This window comes from Streptomyces sp. NPDC058665, from assembly GCF_042714995.1.
Lineage (GTDB): Bacteria > Actinomycetota > Actinomycetes > Streptomycetales > Streptomycetaceae > Streptomyces.
This window is the reverse complement of the sequence record NZ_JBHXRX010000018.1, coordinates 120308-138829: the sequence shown is the minus strand read 5'-3', so window position 1 is coordinate 138829 and position 18522 is coordinate 120308. Positions and strand designations below refer to the sequence as shown.

18 protein-coding genes are annotated in these 18522 nt (G+C 70.1%); 7 read left to right on the top strand and 11 right to left on the bottom strand.

Annotation, left to right across the window (positions count from 1 at the left end; translation table 11 throughout):
* Positions 1-76: 76 nt before the first annotated feature.
* Positions 77-2308 (bottom strand): catalase/peroxidase HPI, encoded by a 2232-nt coding sequence (gene katG, locus ACFWV8_RS14545; protein ID WP_384200976.1) that lies wholly within the window; start codon positions 2306-2308, stop codon positions 77-79.
* 209 nt (positions 2309-2517) lie between these two features.
* On the opposite strand from katG, the gene ACFWV8_RS14540 reads away from it, so the two are divergent.
* A complete protein-coding gene (locus ACFWV8_RS14540) occupies positions 2518-2946 on the top strand; it encodes a Fur family transcriptional regulator (RefSeq protein WP_384200974.1) in 429 nt (142 codons plus the stop codon).
* 12 nt (positions 2947-2958) lie between these two features.
* On the opposite strand, the gene ACFWV8_RS14535 is transcribed toward ACFWV8_RS14540, so the two are convergent.
* From ACFWV8_RS14535 to ACFWV8_RS14525, 3 genes are all read right to left on the bottom strand, one after another.
* Entirely contained in the window at positions 2959-3747 is a 789-nt protein-coding gene (locus ACFWV8_RS14535) for an SDR family NAD(P)-dependent oxidoreductase (RefSeq protein ID WP_384200972.1), read from the bottom strand.
* Positions 3748-3774: 27 nt separating this feature from the next.
* Positions 3775-4443 carry a DNA-3-methyladenine glycosylase family protein gene (locus tag ACFWV8_RS14530; protein WP_384200970.1) on the bottom strand — a complete coding sequence of 223 codons (669 nt, stop codon included), beginning with the start codon at positions 4441-4443 and terminating at the stop codon, positions 3775-3777.
* 120 nt (positions 4444-4563) lie between these two features.
* Positions 4564-5391 (bottom strand): SDR family oxidoreductase, encoded by an 828-nt coding sequence (locus ACFWV8_RS14525; protein ID WP_384200968.1) that lies wholly within the window; start codon positions 5389-5391, stop codon positions 4564-4566.
* A 194-nt stretch (positions 5392-5585) separates the two neighbouring features.
* On the opposite strand from ACFWV8_RS14525, the gene ACFWV8_RS14520 reads away from it, so the two are divergent.
* A complete protein-coding gene (locus tag ACFWV8_RS14520; RefSeq protein ID WP_384200966.1) occupies positions 5586-6473 on the top strand; it encodes a helix-turn-helix domain-containing protein in 888 nt (295 codons plus the stop codon).
* A gap of 38 nt (positions 6474-6511) precedes the next feature.
* On the opposite strand, the gene ACFWV8_RS14515 is transcribed toward ACFWV8_RS14520, so the two are convergent.
* Positions 6512-7144 carry a CGNR zinc finger domain-containing protein gene (locus ACFWV8_RS14515; protein ID WP_384200964.1) on the bottom strand — a complete coding sequence of 211 codons (633 nt, stop codon included), beginning with the start codon at positions 7142-7144 and terminating at the stop codon, positions 6512-6514.
* Between the two features lie 289 nt (positions 7145-7433).
* Here ACFWV8_RS14515 and ACFWV8_RS14510 point away from each other — a divergent pair, with 289 nt between their 5' ends.
* Positions 7434-8288, top strand: a complete 855-nt coding sequence (locus tag ACFWV8_RS14510) for an alpha/beta fold hydrolase (protein ID WP_384200962.1) — start codon at positions 7434-7436, stop codon at positions 8286-8288.
* Positions 8289-8316: 28 nt separating this feature from the next.
* Here the strand turns inward: ACFWV8_RS14510 and ACFWV8_RS14505 are convergent, their stop codons facing one another.
* From ACFWV8_RS14505 to ACFWV8_RS14490, 4 genes are all read right to left on the bottom strand, one after another.
* The gene (locus ACFWV8_RS14505; RefSeq protein ID WP_384200960.1) at positions 8317-10731 is read right to left on the bottom strand and encodes an FdhF/YdeP family oxidoreductase; all 2415 of its coding nucleotides are present in this window, start codon (positions 10729-10731) and stop codon (positions 8317-8319) included.
* Positions 10647-11159: an SRPBCC family protein gene (locus ACFWV8_RS14500; protein ID WP_384200958.1), complete on the bottom strand. Its 513-nt coding sequence runs from the start codon at positions 11157-11159 to the stop codon at positions 10647-10649. Before ACFWV8_RS14500 ends, ACFWV8_RS14505 begins: the two co-directional genes overlap by 85 nt.
* A gap of 131 nt (positions 11160-11290) precedes the next feature.
* Positions 11291-11425 (bottom strand): hypothetical protein, encoded by a 135-nt coding sequence (locus ACFWV8_RS14495; protein WP_384200957.1) that lies wholly within the window; start codon positions 11423-11425, stop codon positions 11291-11293.
* 21 nt (positions 11426-11446) lie between these two features.
* Complete coding sequence (locus ACFWV8_RS14490) at positions 11447-11791, bottom strand: PP2C family protein-serine/threonine phosphatase (RefSeq protein WP_384200955.1); 345 nt, start codon at positions 11789-11791, stop codon at positions 11447-11449.
* A gap of 213 nt (positions 11792-12004) precedes the next feature.
* Here ACFWV8_RS14490 and ACFWV8_RS14485 point away from each other — a divergent pair, with 213 nt between their 5' ends.
* Positions 12005-12622 (top strand): TetR/AcrR family transcriptional regulator, encoded by a 618-nt coding sequence (locus ACFWV8_RS14485; RefSeq protein WP_384200953.1) that lies wholly within the window; start codon positions 12005-12007, stop codon positions 12620-12622.
* Positions 12623-12630: 8 nt separating this feature from the next.
* Here ACFWV8_RS14485 and ACFWV8_RS14480 read toward each other — a convergent pair whose 3' ends face one another.
* Positions 12631-13650: an NAD-dependent epimerase/dehydratase family protein gene (locus ACFWV8_RS14480; protein ID WP_384200951.1), complete on the bottom strand. Its 1020-nt coding sequence runs from the start codon at positions 13648-13650 to the stop codon at positions 12631-12633.
* 105 nt (positions 13651-13755) lie between these two features.
* Here ACFWV8_RS14480 and ACFWV8_RS14475 point away from each other — a divergent pair, with 105 nt between their 5' ends.
* The 3 genes from ACFWV8_RS14475 (at position 13756) to ACFWV8_RS14465 (ending at position 17601) form a co-directional block, all read left to right on the top strand.
* A complete protein-coding gene (locus ACFWV8_RS14475; RefSeq protein ID WP_384200949.1) occupies positions 13756-14343 on the top strand; it encodes a TetR/AcrR family transcriptional regulator in 588 nt (195 codons plus the stop codon).
* Positions 14344-14494: 151 nt separating this feature from the next.
* Positions 14495-16558 carry a neutral/alkaline ceramidase gene (locus ACFWV8_RS14470; protein ID WP_384200947.1) on the top strand — a complete coding sequence of 688 codons (2064 nt, stop codon included), beginning with the start codon at positions 14495-14497 and terminating at the stop codon, positions 16556-16558.
* A 170-nt stretch (positions 16559-16728) separates the two neighbouring features.
* Entirely contained in the window at positions 16729-17601 is an 873-nt protein-coding gene (locus ACFWV8_RS14465) for a DMT family transporter (protein ID WP_384200945.1), read from the top strand.
* Between the two features lie 26 nt (positions 17602-17627).
* Here ACFWV8_RS14465 and ACFWV8_RS14460 read toward each other — a convergent pair whose 3' ends face one another.
* Positions 17628-18497, bottom strand: coding sequence for an NAD-dependent epimerase/dehydratase family protein (locus ACFWV8_RS14460; RefSeq protein ID WP_384200943.1), 870 nt, complete (start codon positions 18495-18497; stop codon positions 17628-17630).
* Positions 18498-18522 lie beyond the last annotated feature (25 nt).

Sequence of the window (18522 nt, the reverse complement as noted above, 5' to 3'; positions counted from 1 at the left end):
GCACCGCGCGGTGTGCGCGGTGCGACCCGGCCGTCGTGACGTCGGGCAGGTCCGAAGTGACCGACCGGGAAGCCGATCAGACGAGGTCGAACCGGTCCAGGTCCGACACCTTGTGCCAGGCCGCGACGAAGTCGTTCACGAACTTCTCCTTCGCGTCGTCGCTCGCGTAGACCTCCGCGACCGCGCGCAGCTCGGAGTTGGACCCGAAGACGAGGTCGGCGCGGCTGCCGGTCCACTTGACCTCGCCGGTGGCGGTGTCGCGCGCCTCGAAGGTGTTCGCGTCATCGGACGTCGCCGTCCACTCCGTGCCCAGGGCGAGCAGGTTGACGAAGAAGTCGTTGGTCAGCGACCCGGGGGTGTCGGTGAGGACGCCGAGCGACGACTCCTGGTAGGTGGCGCCCAGGACGCGGAGACCGCCCACGAGGACCGTCAGCTCGGGAGCGCTCAGGGTCAGCAGGTTCGCCCGGTCGAGCAGCAGGAACTCGGCGGGCAGCCGGTTGCCCTTCCCGAGGTAGTTGCGGAATCCGTCGGCGGCCGGCTCCAGCGCCGCGAACGACTCCACGTCCGTCTGCTCCTGCGTCGCGTCCGCGCGGCCCGGTGTGAAGGGGACCTCGACGTCGAATCCGGCGGTCCTGGCCGCCTTCTCGACGGCCGCGGCTCCGGCGAGCACGATCAGGTCGGCGAGGGAGATCCGCTTGCCGCCGCCCTGGGCGGAGTTGAACGACTCCTGGATGCCTTCGAGGGTGCCCAGCACCGTCGCCAGCCGGTCGGGGTCGTTGGCCTCCCAGCCGCGCTGCGGTTCGAGACGGATACGCGCGCCGTTGGCGCCGCCGCGCTTGTCGCTGCCGCGGAAGGACGAGGCGGACGCCCAGGCGGCGGAGACGAGCTGGGACACCGGCAGGCCCGAGGCGAGGACCTGCTCCTTGAGGGAGGCGATGTCGGCGGCGTCCACGAGCTCGTGCGTCACGGCGGGCAGCGGGTCCTGCCACACCAGCGTCTCGGCGGGGACCTCGGAGCCGAGGTAGCGCACGACCGGGCCCATGTCACGGTGGGTCAGCTTGAACCAGGCGCGGGCGAAGGCGTCGGCGAACTGGTCGGGGTCGGCGTGGAAACGCCGCGCGATCTCGTCGTACGCCGGGTCGGCGCGCAGCGCCAGGTCGCTCGTCAGCATGGTCGGCGCGTGGGTCTTCGACGCGTCGTGCGCGTCCGGTACGGTGCCGGCCCCGCCGCCGTCCTTGGGCCGCCACTGGTTGGCGCCCGCCGGGCTCTTGAACAGCTCCCACTCGTAGCCGTAGAGGATCTCCAGGAAGCTGTTGTCCCAGGTAATCGGGGTGTTCGTCCAGATGCCCTCAAGGCCGCTGGTGATCGTGTCGCCGCCCTTGCCGGTGCCGTGGCTGTTCTTCCAGCCGAAGCCCTGCTTCTCGATCGGGGCGCCCTCGGGGTCGGCGCCGACGTTGTCCGCCGGGCCCGCGCCGTGGGTCTTGCCGAAGGTGTGGCCGCCCGCGATGAGGGCGACGGTCTCCTCGTCGTTCATCGCCATGCGCCGGAAGGTCTCACGGATGTCGCGCGCCGAGGCGAGCGGGTCCGGAGTGCCGTTCGGGCCCTCGGGGTTGACGTAGATGAGGCCCATCTGGACCGCGCCGAGGGGGCTTTCCAGGTCACGGTCGCCGGTGTAGCGCTCGTCGCCGAGCCAGGTGGTCTCAGGACCCCAGTACACGTCCTCCTCGGGCTCCCAGACGTCCGCGCGACCGCCGGCGAAGCCGAAGGTCTCGAAGCCCATGGTCTCCAGGGCGACGTTGCCGGCGAGGATCATGAGGTCGGCCCACGAGAGGCTCTGGCCGTACTTCTTCTTCACCGGCCACAGCAGACGGCGGGCCTTGTCCAGGTTACCGTTGTCCGGCCAGCTGTTGAGGGGGGCGAAGCGCTGCTGGCCGGCGCCGGCGCCGCCGCGGCCGTCGCTGATCCGGTACGTGCCCGCGCTGTGCCACGCCATGCGGATGATGAAGGGGCCGTAGTGGCCGAAGTCGGCGGGCCACCAGTCCTGCGAGGTCGTCAGCGCCTGCGCGATGTCCTGCTTCACGGCCGGCAGGTCGAGGGTCTTGAACGCCTCGGCGTAGTCGAACTCCTCACCGAGGGGGTTGGCCACGGCGGGGTTCTTGGCGAGGATCTTCAGGTTGAGCCGCTCCGGCCACCACCCGTGGTTTCCGCCGCCCTGGGTCGGATGAGGGGCACGTCCGTGTGCGACCGGGCAGCCGCCCTCACCCTCCGACTTCGCGTCTACGACGATTGCATCATGGTTCTCAGACATGGGAATCCTTCTGGACCTGGCGGATCACGGTGCTCGGTGCGGCCGGGAGCCGTCACACGCTGTTTCTTGGCTGTCGACCGGAACCGATCCTACGATGGACAGAGTCCAAGTCAAGAAGTGAACTAAAAGTACATCCGGTAAAAATCCGGCCAACTGGGCATCCCCGTGCACGTCTCGGGGTCCCGCCGACACTGAACAGGTGAACCGATATGAGCGACCTGCTGGAGCGACTGCGAGGGCGTGGCTGGCGGTTGACCTCCCAGCGCCGCGTCGTCGCGCAGGTGCTCGACGGTGACCACGTGCATCTGACGGCCGACGAGGTGCACGCGCTCGCGGCGCGGCAGCTGCCCGAGATCTCCCGGGCGACCGTCTACAACACCCTGGGCGAACTGGTCTCCCTCGGTGAGGTCATAGAGGTCTCCACCGCGGGCCGCGCTATGCGCTACGACCCCAACGCCCGCCATCCGCACCAGCACTTGGTGTGTTCCGACTGCGGTACGGTCCGCGACGTCCACCCGGGCGGCGATCCGCTGGCCGGCCTCCCCGCGGCGGAACGTTTCGGCTTCACGGTATCCGGGGTGGAGGTCACGTACCGCGGGCTCTGTCCGTCCTGCGGTGAGAGACGGCGAGGCGTGTGAGGCCCCGCGCCGTCAGCGCGTCGTGGTGATCATGCCGGCGTCGATCGTGACGTCCGCGCCCGTGATGTTGGCGGCCCGTTCGCCCGCCAGGAAGGTGACCAGGTCGGCGACCTGCTCGGGGGTGGTGAAACGTCCGAGAGGTGTGTCCTCCACGGCGGAGGCGGCGACGTCCTCGGCCGGTGTGCCGGTGGCGCGCGACATCGTCTTCGCCATGCCGCTCTCGCCGAGCCACAGGTCCGTGGCCACCGGGCCGGGGCTGACCGAGACCACGCGGATGCCCTTCGGGCCCAACTCCTTCGACAGGCTCTTGGCGAGGTTCGTCAGGGCCGCCTTGACCGCCGAGTAGTCCGGCACCAGCGGGTCCGGCAGGAACGCGTTCACGGAACCCATCATCACGATCACCCCGCCGCCCCGTTCGACCATGGCCGGGACCGCCGCCCGCGTCGTACGCACCGCCGACATGAAGCCCAGCGCCCATGATCTGTTCCAGTCGTCCTCGGTGACGCTGAGGAACCCGTCCGGGCGGGGAGTCACCGCGCCGACGCCGTTGAACAGGATGTCGACGCCTCCGCGTGCGACCGCCGCCTCGACCAGGGCGGCCGGCCCGGACGGCTGGGTCAGGTCGCCCTGTACGAAGGTGGCCCTGCCCGCTTCGACCAGTTCTCCGAACCCGTCGCTCAGCGATCGCGATCCCCCGACGACGTGCGCTCCGGCGCCGGTGAGAGCGCGCGTGACGGCCAGCCCGATCCCCTTGCCGGCGCCGGTCACCACGGCGGTCTTGCCACCCATCTCCATGTCCATCGCCGTACCTCCTTCCTGGCGATCACGTCAGACTTCGGGTTGCGACTCTTCGAGGCGCCACAGATAGAGGCACGCGAGTGTCCGGTAGGGGCGCCACGGCTCCGCGAGGCGCTTCACGTCCGCCGGTGCCGGAAGTCCGGGCAGGTGGTGGAGTCTTCTGACCGCTTGACGGATCCCCAGGTCACCGACGGGCAGGACGTCGGGCCGGTGCAGATGCCAGATCATGAACATATGTGCCGTCCACGCCCCGATGCCCTTCACGGCGCTGAGCTCGCGGATGACGTCGTCGTCGGGGAGATCGTGCAGACGGTCGAGTTCGAGCTCGCCGGAGAGGATGTGCTCGGCGAGCGAGCGCAGGGAGTCCGTCTTCGCGTGGGACAGGCCCGCGGCGACCCGCAGCGCGTCGGGATCGTCGTCCAGGATCTGGCGCGGTGTGGGGGGCCTGCCGCCGAAGCGCTCGATGAGTTTGCGGTAGATCGCGCGCGAGGCGAAGGCGGAGATGTTCTGGCCGGCGATCCCCCTGATGAGGACGCCGTAGCAATCCGTCGGCATCTGCGGATCGTTCGACAGCGACGGACGCGGTGGCAGGGAGGGGCGGGGGCCGCCCCTGTGGTCGATCTCGTCGATGACCGAGCCCAGTGCCGGGTCCGCGCGGCGCAGGTACTCCTCCGGTCTCCTCACCGTCTGCCTGGTCATACATCCAACGTAGGGCTGTACGGGTGCCGCCGCGCGCCGGGAACGCGGCCCCTCGGGGGTGTACCGCGTAGCCCCCGGGGGCTACGCGGTACACCCCGTAGCCCCCGGGGGCCGGGCCCGTCAGGCCGGCTGGTCCGCCGGCTCGGGCGAGAAGGACGCCCAGAGGTCGAGCTCGGCGGCGCGGGAGCGCAGCGACTCCCGGATGCCCTCGACGGAGTCCGCGCCGACGGCGAGCCGCAGGGGCGGCTGCTCCATCGCCGCAACGGCCATGATCGTGTCCGCCACCGACTCGGCGTTGCCGAAGGCCGAGGCGGGCAACTGGGAGAAGCGCGCGAGGAACTGCCCGACCGTCGGCGCGTACGCGTCGCTCGGGGGTACGACGTCGAGACTGGTGGCGAACTCGGTGGCGAAGAGCCCGGGTTCGACGATGGTCACCTTCGCCCCCGTGGGGGCGAGTTCATGGGCGAGTGCTTCGCTGGCCAGTTCCACGGCGGCCTTGGACGCCGAGTACAGACCCGATGAGGCCCACGCGAGCTGGCCGTTGACCGAGGAGATCTGCACGATCCGGCCACGGGACGCGCGCAGCGTCGGCAGTGTGGCGCGCAGGACCGTGAGATTCCCGAGCACGTTGGTGTCGAAGAGCGCCCGCGCCTTGTCGCCGTCGATCTGCTCGACGGCACCGAACAGACCGTAACCGGCGTTGTTCACCAGTACGTCCAGTCCCCCCGCGGTGCGTACGGCCTCGGCCAGGACCCGCTCGGCTTCGGGCGCGGTGATGTCCAGCGTGACCGCGGTGACCTGCCCGTGCGGTGCGTGGTCCGCCAGTTCGGCGAGCCGGTCGCTCCGGCGGCCGACGGCGATCACCTGGGCGCCCGCGGCGAGCGCACGCTCGGTGACGAGGCGGCCGATGCCCGAGGTCGCGCCGGTGATGAGCCAGGTTGATGCCATGTCGGGTACTCCCTGTTGAGGGCCGTGCGGTGTGTACGGCGCTGTGGGTGCGGGACGGCGGGGTGCCGTTCCGGGCCTCCAGCAGAACGCCGGCGGACACCGCTGGTGGCCCCGGAGATGGCCCACCTCGTCCTGGGATCCGGAGGGCCACCTTTGCCGGGGCTCCGGGCGCCGGAAGGAGGGACCCTGAAGGCATGGAGCGGAACGAAGGGCTCAGCGATTTCCTGCGCGCCCGGCGCGCGGCGATGGATCCGGAACCTCTCGGGCTGCACGACACGGCGACGCGGCGGGTCCCCGGGCTGCGCCGGGAGGAACTCGCCGCACTGGCCGGCGTGAGTGTGGATTACTACACCCGTCTGGAGCAGGGCAGGCCCATCACTCCGTCGGACTCCGTCCTCGAAGCCCTGGCGAACGCCCTGCGGCTCGATCCGGCGGAGCGCAGCTATCTGCACGCGGTGGCGCGCCCTCGGACCGGTGGGCGCCGGCGCGCTCCCCGTACGGTTCAGAAGGTACGCCCGGGGATCCACGCACTGCTCGCCCGGCTCGAAGGGACCCCTGCGCTCCTACTGGGACGCCGGACCGACATCCTGGTGACCAATCGGATGGCGCGCGCCCTGCTCGCGGACTTCGACGCGATGCCGTCGCGGGACCGTAACGCGGCACGCTGGATCGTGCTCGACGAGGCGGCGCGGTCACTGTTCGCCGAGGGGTGGGAGAAGGTCGCGTCCGAGTTCGTGGGGACGCTGCGGATGGACGCCGCCCGGCACCCCGACGACAGCCGCACCGCCGAGCTGGTGGGTGAGCTGTCCATGAAGAGTGAACGCTTCCGTCGCTGGTGGGCGCAGCAGAAGGTGGTGCAGTTCAGCTACCACACCAAAAAGCTCCACCACCCGGTGGCCGGCCGTCTCACTCTGCGCACCGAGGCGCTGACCTTTCCCGGCGACCCGGACCAGACGCTGCTCACGTTCCTCGCCGACCCCGGCTCACCGTCGGACGAGGCCCTGACGGTGCTGTCCGTGTGGGCGGCCGACCACAGTGGCGCGGGCGGCGGAAAACCGCCCCGGGCGGCGCCGTACGAGTGAGCCGCGGTGGCGCCCCTCGTATGAACCGAGCGCACGAACTAAGCCAGGTCCCGGCTCTTCCTGACCCTGTCGCGGTGCGCGGCCTGCTTCGCGCGGTTGCCGCAGAGCGCCATGCTGCACCACCGGCGGGCGCGTCCCCGGGTGTGGTCGACGAACATGAGCGTGCATGCCGGACCCTCGCACGCCTTGACGTACGAGAAATCCTCCTCGCTGAGGAATCTCGCGAGCGCCTCTCCGATCGGCAGCAGCAGCGACTCCGGCGAGCGCCAGCGGCGCACCGTCCGCAGCTCAAGACCGGTGGCGCCGACGCCTTCCGCGACGGCGAGTTGAAGGAATCCCTCGTCCCGCGCGAGCAGCCGGTTCAGTGACGCGAGTTCGGCCACATCCGCCGCGCCGAGGGGCGTGCCCCTGTGTTCGCGTACGAAGGCGCGGAACTCCTCGCGCAGGCCCCGCGCCTGGGCGGCGACGCTGTCGAACTCGCCGGGCAGGGCTCGCTCGCGCAGGGATGCAAGCGTCTCGGGCGACACCAGCTCCGCCTGCTCCAGCCACGCCAGCAGGCCGTCACCGTCCTCGATCCAGTCGATCGGTGTGTCGACATCCGTGGCGACGGAGTTGAGGAAGTCCAGGCCGAGCGTGTCGGCCAGGAACAGCGCCGGAGCGTCCTGGGCCATGCGGCCACCCCTTTCCCTGTCGCGCGCGAGCGCGTGGCGTCAACTCTCGGACGAGAGCGTAACCCCCTTGAGTCACGTTGACAAGTTACCTACAGAGTTCCTAACCTCACTGATGGCAGCAGGCCGGTTAGCACCGAGCACTACGCCGACCTCAGGATCCCCGACCCACGTCGGGGAAACACGTGGGACGAATAACCCTCCCACTGGCAATTGAGCAGTTACATGGAGCAGTCCCGAAACGGAGACGGCCGGGGGGCCGTCGTCCGCCTCCCCGAGAAAGGTGAACGTCATGACAGACATCGCATACCGCACGGCCGACGTGGACGGCCTGAAGGTCTTCTACCGGGAGGCCGGGGCGCCCGACGCGCCCACATTGCTCCTGCTGCACGGCTTCCCGTCGTCGAGCCACATGTTCCGCGACCTGATCCCGCTGCTCGCCGACCGGTTCCACATCGTGGCTCCCGATCTGCCCGGCTTCGGCAGGTCGGACATGCCCGCGCGGAACGACTTCGACTACACCTTCGAGCACCTCACCGACGTGATCGACGGCCTGACCGAGGTGCTGGGCCTGGACCGGTTCGCGCTGTACGTCTTCGACTACGGCGCGCCCGTCGGATTCCGGATCGCCACCCGGCACCCCGAGCGGATCACAGCGATCGTGTCGCAGAACGGCAACGCGTACGAGGAGGGGCTGAGCGAGAACTGGAACCCCGTGCGGGCGTACTGGAAGGACCCGTCAACGGCCAACCGGGAAGCGATCCGGACGCTCGTGCAGCCGGAGACGACGATCTGGCAGTACGAGCACGGCGTCCCCGATACGACGCGGGTCAGCCCGGACGGATACGGCCTGGACAACCACTACCTCGCACGCGACGGCGCGCACGAGATCCAGCTCGACCTGTTCCTGGACTACGCGAGCAACGTCGCCCTGTATCCCACGTTCCACGAGTACTTCCGGACGAACAGGCCGCGGTTCCTGGCGATGTGGGGCAGGAACGATCCGTTCTTCCTGCCCGCCGGGGCCGAGGCCTTCAAGCGTGACATCCCCGACGCCGAGGTCCGCCTTGTCGACACCGGCCACTTCGCCCTGGAGACGCACGCCACCGAGATCGCGACGGCGATTCGCGGCTTCCTCAGCAGCTAGCCGGCCCGCCTGGAACCCGGGTCCCGGTTCACCGGACCGTCGCCCCTTCACGCGCCCGCTCCAGACGGATCACAACGCCCTTCGACGTCGGCGTGTTGCTGACGTCGGCCACGCTGTCCAGCGGCACCAGCACATTGGTCTCCGGGTAGTACGCGGCGGCGCAGCCGACGGCGGTCGGGTAGGCGACCACGCGGAAGCCATCGGCGCGGCGCTCGATGTCGTCGTGCCAGACGGTGACCAGGTCGACCTGGTCACCGTCGCGCAGGCCGAGACTGTCCAGGTCGGTCTGGTTGACCATCACGACGCGGCGCGTGCCGTGGATGCCCCGGTAGCGGTCGTCCTGGGTGTACGGGACGGTGTTCCACTGGTCGTGCGAGCGCAGCGTCTGCAGTACGAGGTGGCCCTCGGGCGCGTCCAGCATCTCGAACGCGTTCCGGGTGAAGAGCGCCTTCCCGACGGCGGTGGGGAACACCCCTTCGTTCACCGGGTTCGGCAGCAGGAAACCACCGGGCCGGATCGCCCGCGCGTTGTAGTTGTCGAATCCCGGTACCACCCGGGCGATCCGGTCCCGGATCGTTCCGTAGTCCCCCTCGAACTCCTCCCACGGCACGGCGACCCGGTCCCCGAGCGTCATACGAGCCAGCCTGCTGAGGATCGCCACCTCGCTGAGCAGCTGTTTCGAGGCGGGCTCCAGACGTCCGCGGGAGCTGTGGACCTGGCTCATCGAGTCCTCGACGGTGATGAACTGCTCGCCGCCCGCCTGGATGTCCTTCTCGCTCCGCCCGAGCGTGGGAAGGATCAGCGCCGTGTCGCCGCAGACCGTGTGCGTACGGTTCAGCTTGGTCGAGATCTGAGCCGTGAGACGGCAGCGGCGCAGCGCCTGCTCGGTGACCGGGCTGTCAGGAGTGGCCCGTACGAAGTTGCCCGCGAGGCCGAGGAAGAACCTCACCCGCCCGTCGCGCATCGCCCTGATGGAGTCCACCGTGTCCAGACCGTGCGCGGCGGGCGGCTCGAACGAGAACTCGCGGCCGAGGGCTTCCATGAACGGCTCGGGCATCTTCTCCCAGATCCCCATGGTCCGGTCGCCCTGTACGTTGCTGTGGCCACGTACCGGACACGGTCCGGCCCCGGGCCTGCCGATGTTGCCGCGCAGCAGCAGGAAGTTCACGATCTCCCGGATGGTGGCCACGGCGTGCTTCTGCTGGGTGAGCCCCATCGCCCAGCAGACGACGACGCGTTCGCTCCCGAGGACGGCGTCCCGCAGCCGTTCGATCCCGGCACGGCTCAGTCCGGTGGCGCCGAGGACGTCGGGCCAGGAGACGGTCGAGCGGATGTGCTCGGCGAAGTCGGAGAAGTCCTTGGTGTGCGAGTCGATGAAGGCCCGGTCGAGCACGGCGCCTGGCCTGGCGTCCTCCGCCTCCAGCAGGAGCAGATTCAGCGCCTGGAAGAGGGCGAGGTCGCCACCGAGGCGGATCTGCAGGAACTCGTCGGCGATCACGGTTCCCCGGCCCAGCACACCGCGCGGTTTCTGCGGATTCTTGAACCGCAGCAGGCCCGCCTCAGGCAGCGGGTTGATCGCGACGATACGGCCGCCCCTGAGCTTGGCCTGCTCCAGTGCGGTGAGCATCCGGGGGTGGTTGCTGCCGGGATTCTGGCCCAGGATGAGGATCAGATCGGCGTGGTGGATGTCCGACAGGCTCACACTGCCCTTGCCGGTGCCGAGCGTCTCGTACAGGGCGGCGCCGCTCGACTCGTGGCACATGTTGGAACAGTCGGGGAGATTGTTGGTCCCGAAGGCGCGGGCGAACAGCTGGAGGACGAACGCCGCCTCGTTGCTCGCCCGTCCCGAGGTGTAGAAGACGGCCTCGTCGGGCGAGTCCAGGCTCCGCAGCTCGTCGGCGATGAGCCCCAGCGCCTCGTGCCAGCTGATCGGCTCGTAGTGCTCGGAGCCCGGCCGCTTCACCACGGGTTCGGTGAGCCGCCCCTGCTGGTTGAGCCACAGGTCCGATCTGGCGCCCAGTTCGGTCACCGAGTGACGGCGGAAGAACTCGGGGGTGACGCGCCGTGTGGTCGCCTCGTCGTTGACGTGCTTGGCGCCGTTCTCGCAGTACTCGTTGCGCTTCCGGCTCCCCGGCTCGGGGTCCGGCCAGGCGCAGCCGGGACAGTCGAAGCCCCGGACCTGGTTGAGGTTCAGCAGCGTCAGGGCGGTGTGCCGGGCGGAGGCCTCCGCGAGTGAGTAGTTGAAAGCGTGAGCGACGGCGGGAACGCCCGCCGCCCATTTCTGGGGCGGAGTGATCTCAGGTTCGTTCTCGCCCGATTCCCCGGCCGGTCGCCTCTTCACCCGGATAGCCTTTCGCCTCAGCCTGTCGGCCAGTTGGGGACGTGCGGATTCTTCTGTCCTGAATTCGGCCGGACATGGCTGCCGCTGATCGCGCCGCGCCATTCTCCGGTCTCGCGCCCCTGGCCCTCGATATATTCCTTGAAGGATTTCAGGTCGTTGTGCACCCGGCGGTGGACGACGCCGAGCACGTCTCCGGAGCGCTCGACGAATCCGCGCGGCGTGAAGTCGATCCGCAGCGTCACCCGCACGCGGTCCTCGGCCAGCCGGAGGAACGTCACGGTGCCCGAATGGCGCGGTCGCCCCATGCTTCGCCAGCTCACCCGGTCGTCTGGGCGCTGCTCCACGATCTCCGCGTCGAACTCGTGGGTCATCGGCCCCAGTCGGGTCACCCAGTGGGTCATCGTGGACCGCGGCCGGTCGATCCGTTCCACGCCGTCCATGAAGCGGGGAAAGCTTTCGAATTGCGTCCACTGGTTGTAGGCCACGCGGACCGGAACGTCCACGTCGGAGGAGACTTCGATGGTGCTCATGAATGTCCCGATCCCTCCGCGCCGGATGGTGGCGGTCGACCGACAAAAGCCGGGCCGAAAAGCCCGACAGTCAGAGAGCCTAGGGAAACGTGTCCGGGTCCGCCCGCCGAAATGCGCTGATGGTGCGGACTTCAGGCTCGGCCCGGGGCCCGCGCGGCGCCCGCGGGGTTTTCCGGTACGCCCCAGGCGACCGCGATCATCGCCATGTCGTCCCCCAGCTCGCCGCCCGCGTACGACAGCAGGTCGCCCAGGAGGTGCCGGAGCATCACGGAGGGGCCGCCGTCCGATCACACGGCCGAGCGGCCGGCCACCGCCGCGCGTTCGGCGAGGGGGTAGAAGTCGCCCTCGCCGTCGCGTGCCTCCGAGACCCCGTCGGTGTAGAGCAGCAGAAAGTCACCACGGCGGAAGGGGAAGATCTCCTCCACGTAGGACGCCTCCCCGAGGCCGCCGAGTCCCAGGGGCGGCGCCGGTCTGCGTACGAGGAGCGGCGTCGCGGCGGCCTCATGGATCACCAGCGGCGGAGGGTGACCCATGTTGACCACGTGGACCGCCTGCTCGCCGTCCGGGATGTCGGCCACCAGCGCCGTGACGAACCATTCGCCGCTCTCGTCCTGCGCGTGGTCTCCAGGCAATCAGGGCCCCACCAGCGATCGGCGGGAGCTTGAAAGCCGTGAATCCTGACCAGCTACGCATATCTCCTGAAAACACCATTCCCCGACGCGGCCGAACCGTCTCGCCGGGCACGGACCGGGCGCGCGAGCCCGAAGCGCGCCACCGGGTTCTAGGCTGGATCCGTAAGCGGACGCATGCGTCCGGTTGAGCGAGGTGAGAGTGATGGCGGACGAATGTCTCAGACTCTGCGCGCAGACGCGCTGGACAACCGCGAGCGCATCCTCGGCGCGGCGCGGGAACTGCTCTCCGCCGAGGGCCTGAACGTGCCGACGCGGAAGATCGCCCGGAGCGCGGGGGTGGGACCCGCGACCGTGTACCGCCGCTTCCCGACCAGACAGGACCTGATCGCCGCCGCCTTCGCCGACCAGCTGCGGGCGTGCCGCACCATCGTCGACGAGGGAGCCGCCGCACCCGACCCGTGGGAGGGACTGTGCCTGGTGATCGAGAAGATCTGTGAGCTGCACGCGCGGGACAGGGGCTTCACCGAGGCGTTTCTGTCGGCGTTCCCCGCCGCCATCGATGTCGCCGGCGGCCGGGAGTACACGGTCAGGGCTGTGGCCGAGCTGGCCCGGCGAGCGAAAGCTACGGGGCGCCTGCGCGCCGACTTCGTGCTGGACGACCTCATCCTGATGCTGATGGCCAACAAGGGGATCCACGCCTCGACGAACGAAGCCCAGGTCGCGGCTTCCCGGCGGTTCGCCGCGTACGTCATCGAGGCGTTCGAGGCACGCCCCCGGCAGGCGCCGCTCCCACCGGCACCACGCGATTCCAGCGCCCGGGGGCGGCCTTGAGGTAGGAATCAGACGGCGTGATGGGCGATCAGGCTGTTGGCGCAGTCGAGCAGCGTCTGCCGTGTGGGCCGTGGCCGCCAGTCGAGTACGCGGCGCGTCTTGTCCGTGCTGTGGCGGTTGCGACGTCCGAGCGAGGGGGTGATCTCGCGCAGCGACGGGTCGCGGAACCGGGCGGCGAGACGGACCGCGAAATCCGGGATCTGACGGGTGGGGACCTTGCGGCCGTCATCGCCGAGTCCCTCGCGGAGGGTACGGGCCATCTCCACCATCCAGGTGAACTCCCCTGTGGCCAGGAAGCGTTGACCCGCCGCCTCCGGTGCGGTCATCGCCCGGACATGAACGTCCACGAGGTCGCGGACGTCGACGATCTCCAGGCCGATCCGGGGCACTCCGGGCATCTTTCCGGTGAGCATGCGCGCGATGATGCCGACGGAGCCGATGTTGTCGGTCGTGAGGACGGGGCCGAACACCGCGCCGGGCAGGACGGTGACGAGTTCGGTGGGCCCGTCACAGCGGTCCATGAAATCCCACGCGGCGCGCTCGGCGACGGTCTTCGAACGGCGGTACGGGATGAGGGTCGGGTCGTCCGGGTCGGTCCAGAGGGTCTCGTCGGTCACGCCGGCGGTGGCGTAGGAGGAAGGGCTGGCGGCGTTGGCCGCCGAGGTCATCACGACGCGCTTGACGCCCGCGTCGGTCGCCGCGCGCAGGACCCGCAGCGCGCCGTCCCGGGCCGGGGTGACCAGATCGGCGGAGGCGTCCGTGTTCGCACCGAGGGGGGAGGCGACATGCAGGACGTAGGTGACGTCGCGGAGGGCGTCCTCCCAGCCGTCGTCGGCGGTGAGGTCCGCGACGGCGAACGTCAGCCGTCCCGCCGGGTCGACGGCGCTCGACACCGCCTCGGTGACGGCCTTCTCGCGGTGCGCGCCGCGCACGGTGGTACGGACGTCGTAGCCGCGCCGCAGAAGCTCGGTGACGCACCAGCCGGCGATGTATCCACTGCCGCCGGTGACCAGAACTGTCTCAGCCATGACTGCCTCCATGGTGCGGGTCGTGTGACAAGATGAAGCGGAGACCCCTCCGATACGGGTCCAACATAACGGAGGGGTCTCCGGTATTCAACTCGGACGGGACGGATGACTGACACAGAGGCACCGCGACCCAGAAAGACCCGCAAGGACGCGCTCGGTAACCGGGACCGGATCCTCACCGCCGCGCGCGAGGCCCTCGCCGAGTCCGGCGGGGCGTCGCTCACCGCGATCGCGAAGGCGGCGGGGGTCGGCATCGGCACGCTCTACCGGCACTTCCCCACCAGGGAAGCGTTGGTCATGGAGCTGTACGACCACGACATCCAGGAACTCATCGACCTGGCGCCCGCGCTCGTCGCCTCGTATCCGCCCCTGGAGGCCCTGCGACGCTGGTTCAACGAGGTGGCCCGTTACGGCAGGCTCAAGTACGGCGTCGCCGAAGTCGTCCACGCGGCGACGAACGGCGGTCTGGACGACGAGCACTACGAGCCCTTCCTCGCCGCCATCGCCGTTCTGCTCGCCGCGGGCGCCGCCGACGGCTCCCTGAAACCGGGGCTCGACCCGGAGGACGTACTGCTCCAGCTCAGCGTGCTCTGGCGCATCGACCCGACCCGCGACGGCGGGACACGCTCGGCCCGGATCCTCACGCTCATCACCGACGGCCTCCGGTCCACACCGACGCCACCGCCCGGCTGAGCGGGGGCCGGCGCACCGGAGAACGGCCGCCCGCGTACTGGCCGGTAGAGATCTATGCGGGGCAGGGTGCCCGCCTCTACCGTCGGGGCACCGTTCCCGGCCCGCCTTTACGGGGCGGGCGTCCCGTCGTACTCCCCGCGCAGGAGGTCTCATGTCACCCCCCACCCCCCGTCGTTCCAGAAGCAGACTCGCCGTCCTTGCCGTCGTCGTGGGCCTGGGCGCCGCCTCGTTCACCGCGCCTCCTCCGGCCGTCGCCGCCGGCGACGGGGCGAGCGACGGGGACTACCTCGTCGGGCGCGGGATCGCCGATGTCACCGGTGAGGCCGCCGAGACCGGGATGATGGGGTATTCGAGCTTCGACCAGAAGACATCGGGCATCCACCAGCGCCAGCGGTCACGCGCGTTCGTCGTCGCCGACCCGGCGACCGGGAAGCGCGTGGTGTACGTCAACGCCGACCTGGCGATGGTCTTCCAGTCCGTGCAACAGGGCGTCGTCTCACGCCTCAAGGAGCGCTACGGCAGCCTGTACGGCGACGAGAACGTGCTGCTGTCCGCCACCCACACCCACTCGGGTCCTGGCGGCTACTCCCACGACGTCGCGTACAACCTCTCCGTTCTCGGCTTCCAGAGCGGCACCTACCGGGCCATCGTCGACGGCATCGTCGAGTCCGTCGTCAAGGCCCACGAGGATCTGAAGCCGGGCACCATCAGCCTGGGCACCGGCACGCTCACCAACGCCAGCGTCAACCGTTCCCGTACCGCCTTCGACCGCAATCCGGCGGCCGACCGGGCGGCGTTCCCCGGAGCCGTCGACCCCGCCATGACCGTGCTGCGGTTCCGGCAGGGCGGCAAGGACGCCGGGGCGATCAGCTGGTTCGCCACACACAACACCTCGATCACCAACAAGAACACACTCATCAGCCCCGACAACAAGGGCTACGCCTCCTACTCCTGGGAACACGACCTGGAAGGTGTGCGCTATCTCGACAACACACCAGGGTTCGTCGCCGCCTTCCCCAACACCAACGCCGGCGACATGTCCCCCAACCTCAACCTGAAGCCGGGATCCGGCCCGACCGAGGACGAGTTCGAGAACGCGCGCGTCATCGGCGAGCGCCAGCTCGACAAGGCCCGCACGATCTACCAGGACGCGAAGCCGGTCAGCGGCGGTGTCGACTCCCGGCTCGCGTACGTCGACATGGAGAACGTGACGGTGAACGGGGCGTACACCCCGGACGGGCAGGAGCACCGCACCTGCCCCGCCGTCGTGGGCGCGTCCACTCTCGCGGGCAGTGTCGAGGACGGCCCGGCGATCCCCGGCTTCAACGAGGGCACCCGCACCCCGATCGCCTCCATCATCGAGGCGCTGCACATCGACACCCCCTCCTGGCTGGCGACGTGCCAGTACCCGAAGGCGAGCCTGGTCCCCACGGGCCTGCTGAGCAACGTGTATCCGGTCACCCCGAAGATCCTGCCCCTGCAGATCATGAAGATCGGCGAGCTCCATCTCGTCGCCGCCCCGGGCGAGTTCACCATCACCTCCGGACTCCGCGTCCGCCGCACGGTGGCGGAGCAGCTCGGTGTCCCGCTCGACCGGGTGCTGCTCCAGGGGTACGCCAACTCCTACAGCCAGTACGTGACGACACCGGAGGAGTACGACAGCCAGCAGTACGAGGGCGGCTCGACCCTCTACGGCCGCTACACGCTGCCCGCCTATCAGCAGGAGTACGCGCGGGTCGCGGCGTCCCTGCGCGAGGGCACCGAACTCGACCGGGGTACGGCGCCGCCGGACGAGTCGGGGCGTCAGTTCAACTTCCAGACCGGTGTGGTGTACGACAACCCGCCCCCCGGCACCGCGTTCGGTGAGGTACTGACCCCGCCGGACGCCTCGTACGCGCGCGGCCGGACCGCGACGGTCGAGTTCGCCACCGGGCACCCGAAGAACAACGTCCGCCGGGGCGGCACCTTCCTGGAGGTGCAGCGGCTGGTCGACGGCAGGTGGGTACGGACGCTGGACGACGGCGACTGGCGGACGAAGTACCGGTGGACGCGCATCAACGGTCTCACCGGCACGTCGAAGGCCACCGTCACCTGGGACATCGGCGCGGACACCGCTCCCGGGACGTACCGGATCGTGCACCACGGCGACTCGAAGAACCTCCTTGGGAAGATCACGCCGTTCACGGGGACGTCCCCCACGTTCACCGTCAACTGAGGGCTGGGCCCTGTCCGGCGCGGGGCCGGCGGCGGACGTACGCTGCCGGCCCCGCGGCGGCGGGGCCCGCTGTCCGCAGGCACGTCGCCGTTCACCCGTTCGGCCCCCGCGCGGCCGTATCCCCCGTGCTGACAGCACCCCCCGGTGCCCGCCGCCCGCATGATGGGCCGGTGATCAGTGTCCTCTTCGCCGTGCTGACATCGATCAGCAACGCCTGCGCCGCCGTGCTCCAGCGGCGCGCCGCCTCCACCTTGCCCGACTCCGAGGCCATGCGCCTGTCGCTGATCAAGCATCTGCTCACCCAGCGGGTGTGGCTCGCCGGTATCGCCCTGGTGATCGTGGCCGCGGTCTGCCAGGGGGTGGCGCTCGCCACCGGCCCCATCGCCGTCGTACAGCCGATCTTCGTCATCGAGCTGCCCCTGACCCTGCTGATCGCGAGTTACGCCTTCCGTTCCCGGCTGGCGCCCAGCGCCTGGTCGGGCGTGGCCGCGGTGACCATCGGCCTGGTGCTCGGCCTCGGTGCGTCCGCCCCCACCGGCGGCACCGAGACCGTGGAGGGTCTCTCCTGGGTCCCGGCCCTGATCATCACCGGGGCCTTCGAAGCGGTGGTGATCGCCGCGGCGCTCCGGACGCGGGGGAACGCGCGTGCCGCGCTGCTGGGACTCGCGGCGGCCTGCGCGTACGCCCTGACCGCCGCGCTGCTCAAGGACGCCGTGGCCAGCCTCGACCAAGGAGACGGTGCCGAGGCGTTCTTCACTTCCTGGCAGCTGTACGCCACCGGCGCCGCCGGAATCGGTGCGCTCTATCTCCTCCAGAACGCGCTCCAGGCAGGCTCCCTCGTCGCCTCGCAGCCGATGCTGACGCTGGGCGACGCGCTGATCAGCATCACCTACGGGGTGACGCTGTTCGGCGAGAGCGTACGTACGGGCTGGTGGCTGCTGCCCGAACTCGTCGCGGTCGCCCTCATCACGGCCGGCTGCGTCGAACTGGCGCGCTCTCCCCTGGCGTCGGGCGCCTCGCCGCGCAAACGCCGCACGCGCTGACGGATGCCGGGCAGCGCCCGCGGCGTTCAGGTGCCCTGGGCGATGTCGGTCAGAGCGTCGAGACGCGTGGGCACCCAGCCGAGTTCACCGCGGGCCCGGTCGCCGGAGAGCTGCTGGTCGAGCGCGAACGCCTCCGCGATCGGACCCATCCGCCGCACGGCCTCCTCAAGGGTCAGCGGCTCGATCTTCCCCGGGACTCCGGCGGCCCGGCTGAGAGCCTGGACGATGTCCGCCAGCAGGGGGTTCTGGCCGCCGGCACCGATGTAGACGGAACCCGCGGGGGCGTTCAGCGCCAGGACGTACAGCTCGGCGATGTCGTCCACATGGACGATGGCCCAGTGGTTGGAGCCGTCCCCGATGGAAGGCACGGCGCCGGCGGCCCGCCCCGGCTCGACGAAGTACGCCTGCGACAGCCCGCCGTGACGGCCGTAGACCAGTCCCGGCATCACCACCACAGGGCGCCCCCCGGTCTCGGCACGGGCGAGCACGCGCTTCTCGTTCTCCAGCCGCCAGGCGGTGACGGGCGGCGGGTTCATCGGGGTGTTCTCGTCCCCGGTCCCGTCGGTGTCGCCGTACACCCACGCCCCGCCGGTGTGCACGTACGGGCGGCTGCCCGCACCGTCCTGGAGTGCCTCCGCCGCGGCGCGGTCGATGCCGGCGGTGTCCTCGGTGTACTCCACCCCCAGGTGGATCACCCCGTCGGCCTCGCCGGCCGCCCGCCGGAGGATGTCGGTGTCGCTCAACGACCCCGCGACCGGGGTGGCACCCAGGTCGGACACGGTGCGTGCGGAGTGCTCGCTGCGCGCGAGCGCCGTCACCTCGATGCCGTGCCGGATCAGGGCCTGGATGGTGGGGCGGCCGAGGTAGCCGGAGCCGCCTGTGATGAAGACCTTCATCGTCCTCACGGTCCTTTCGGGTGGT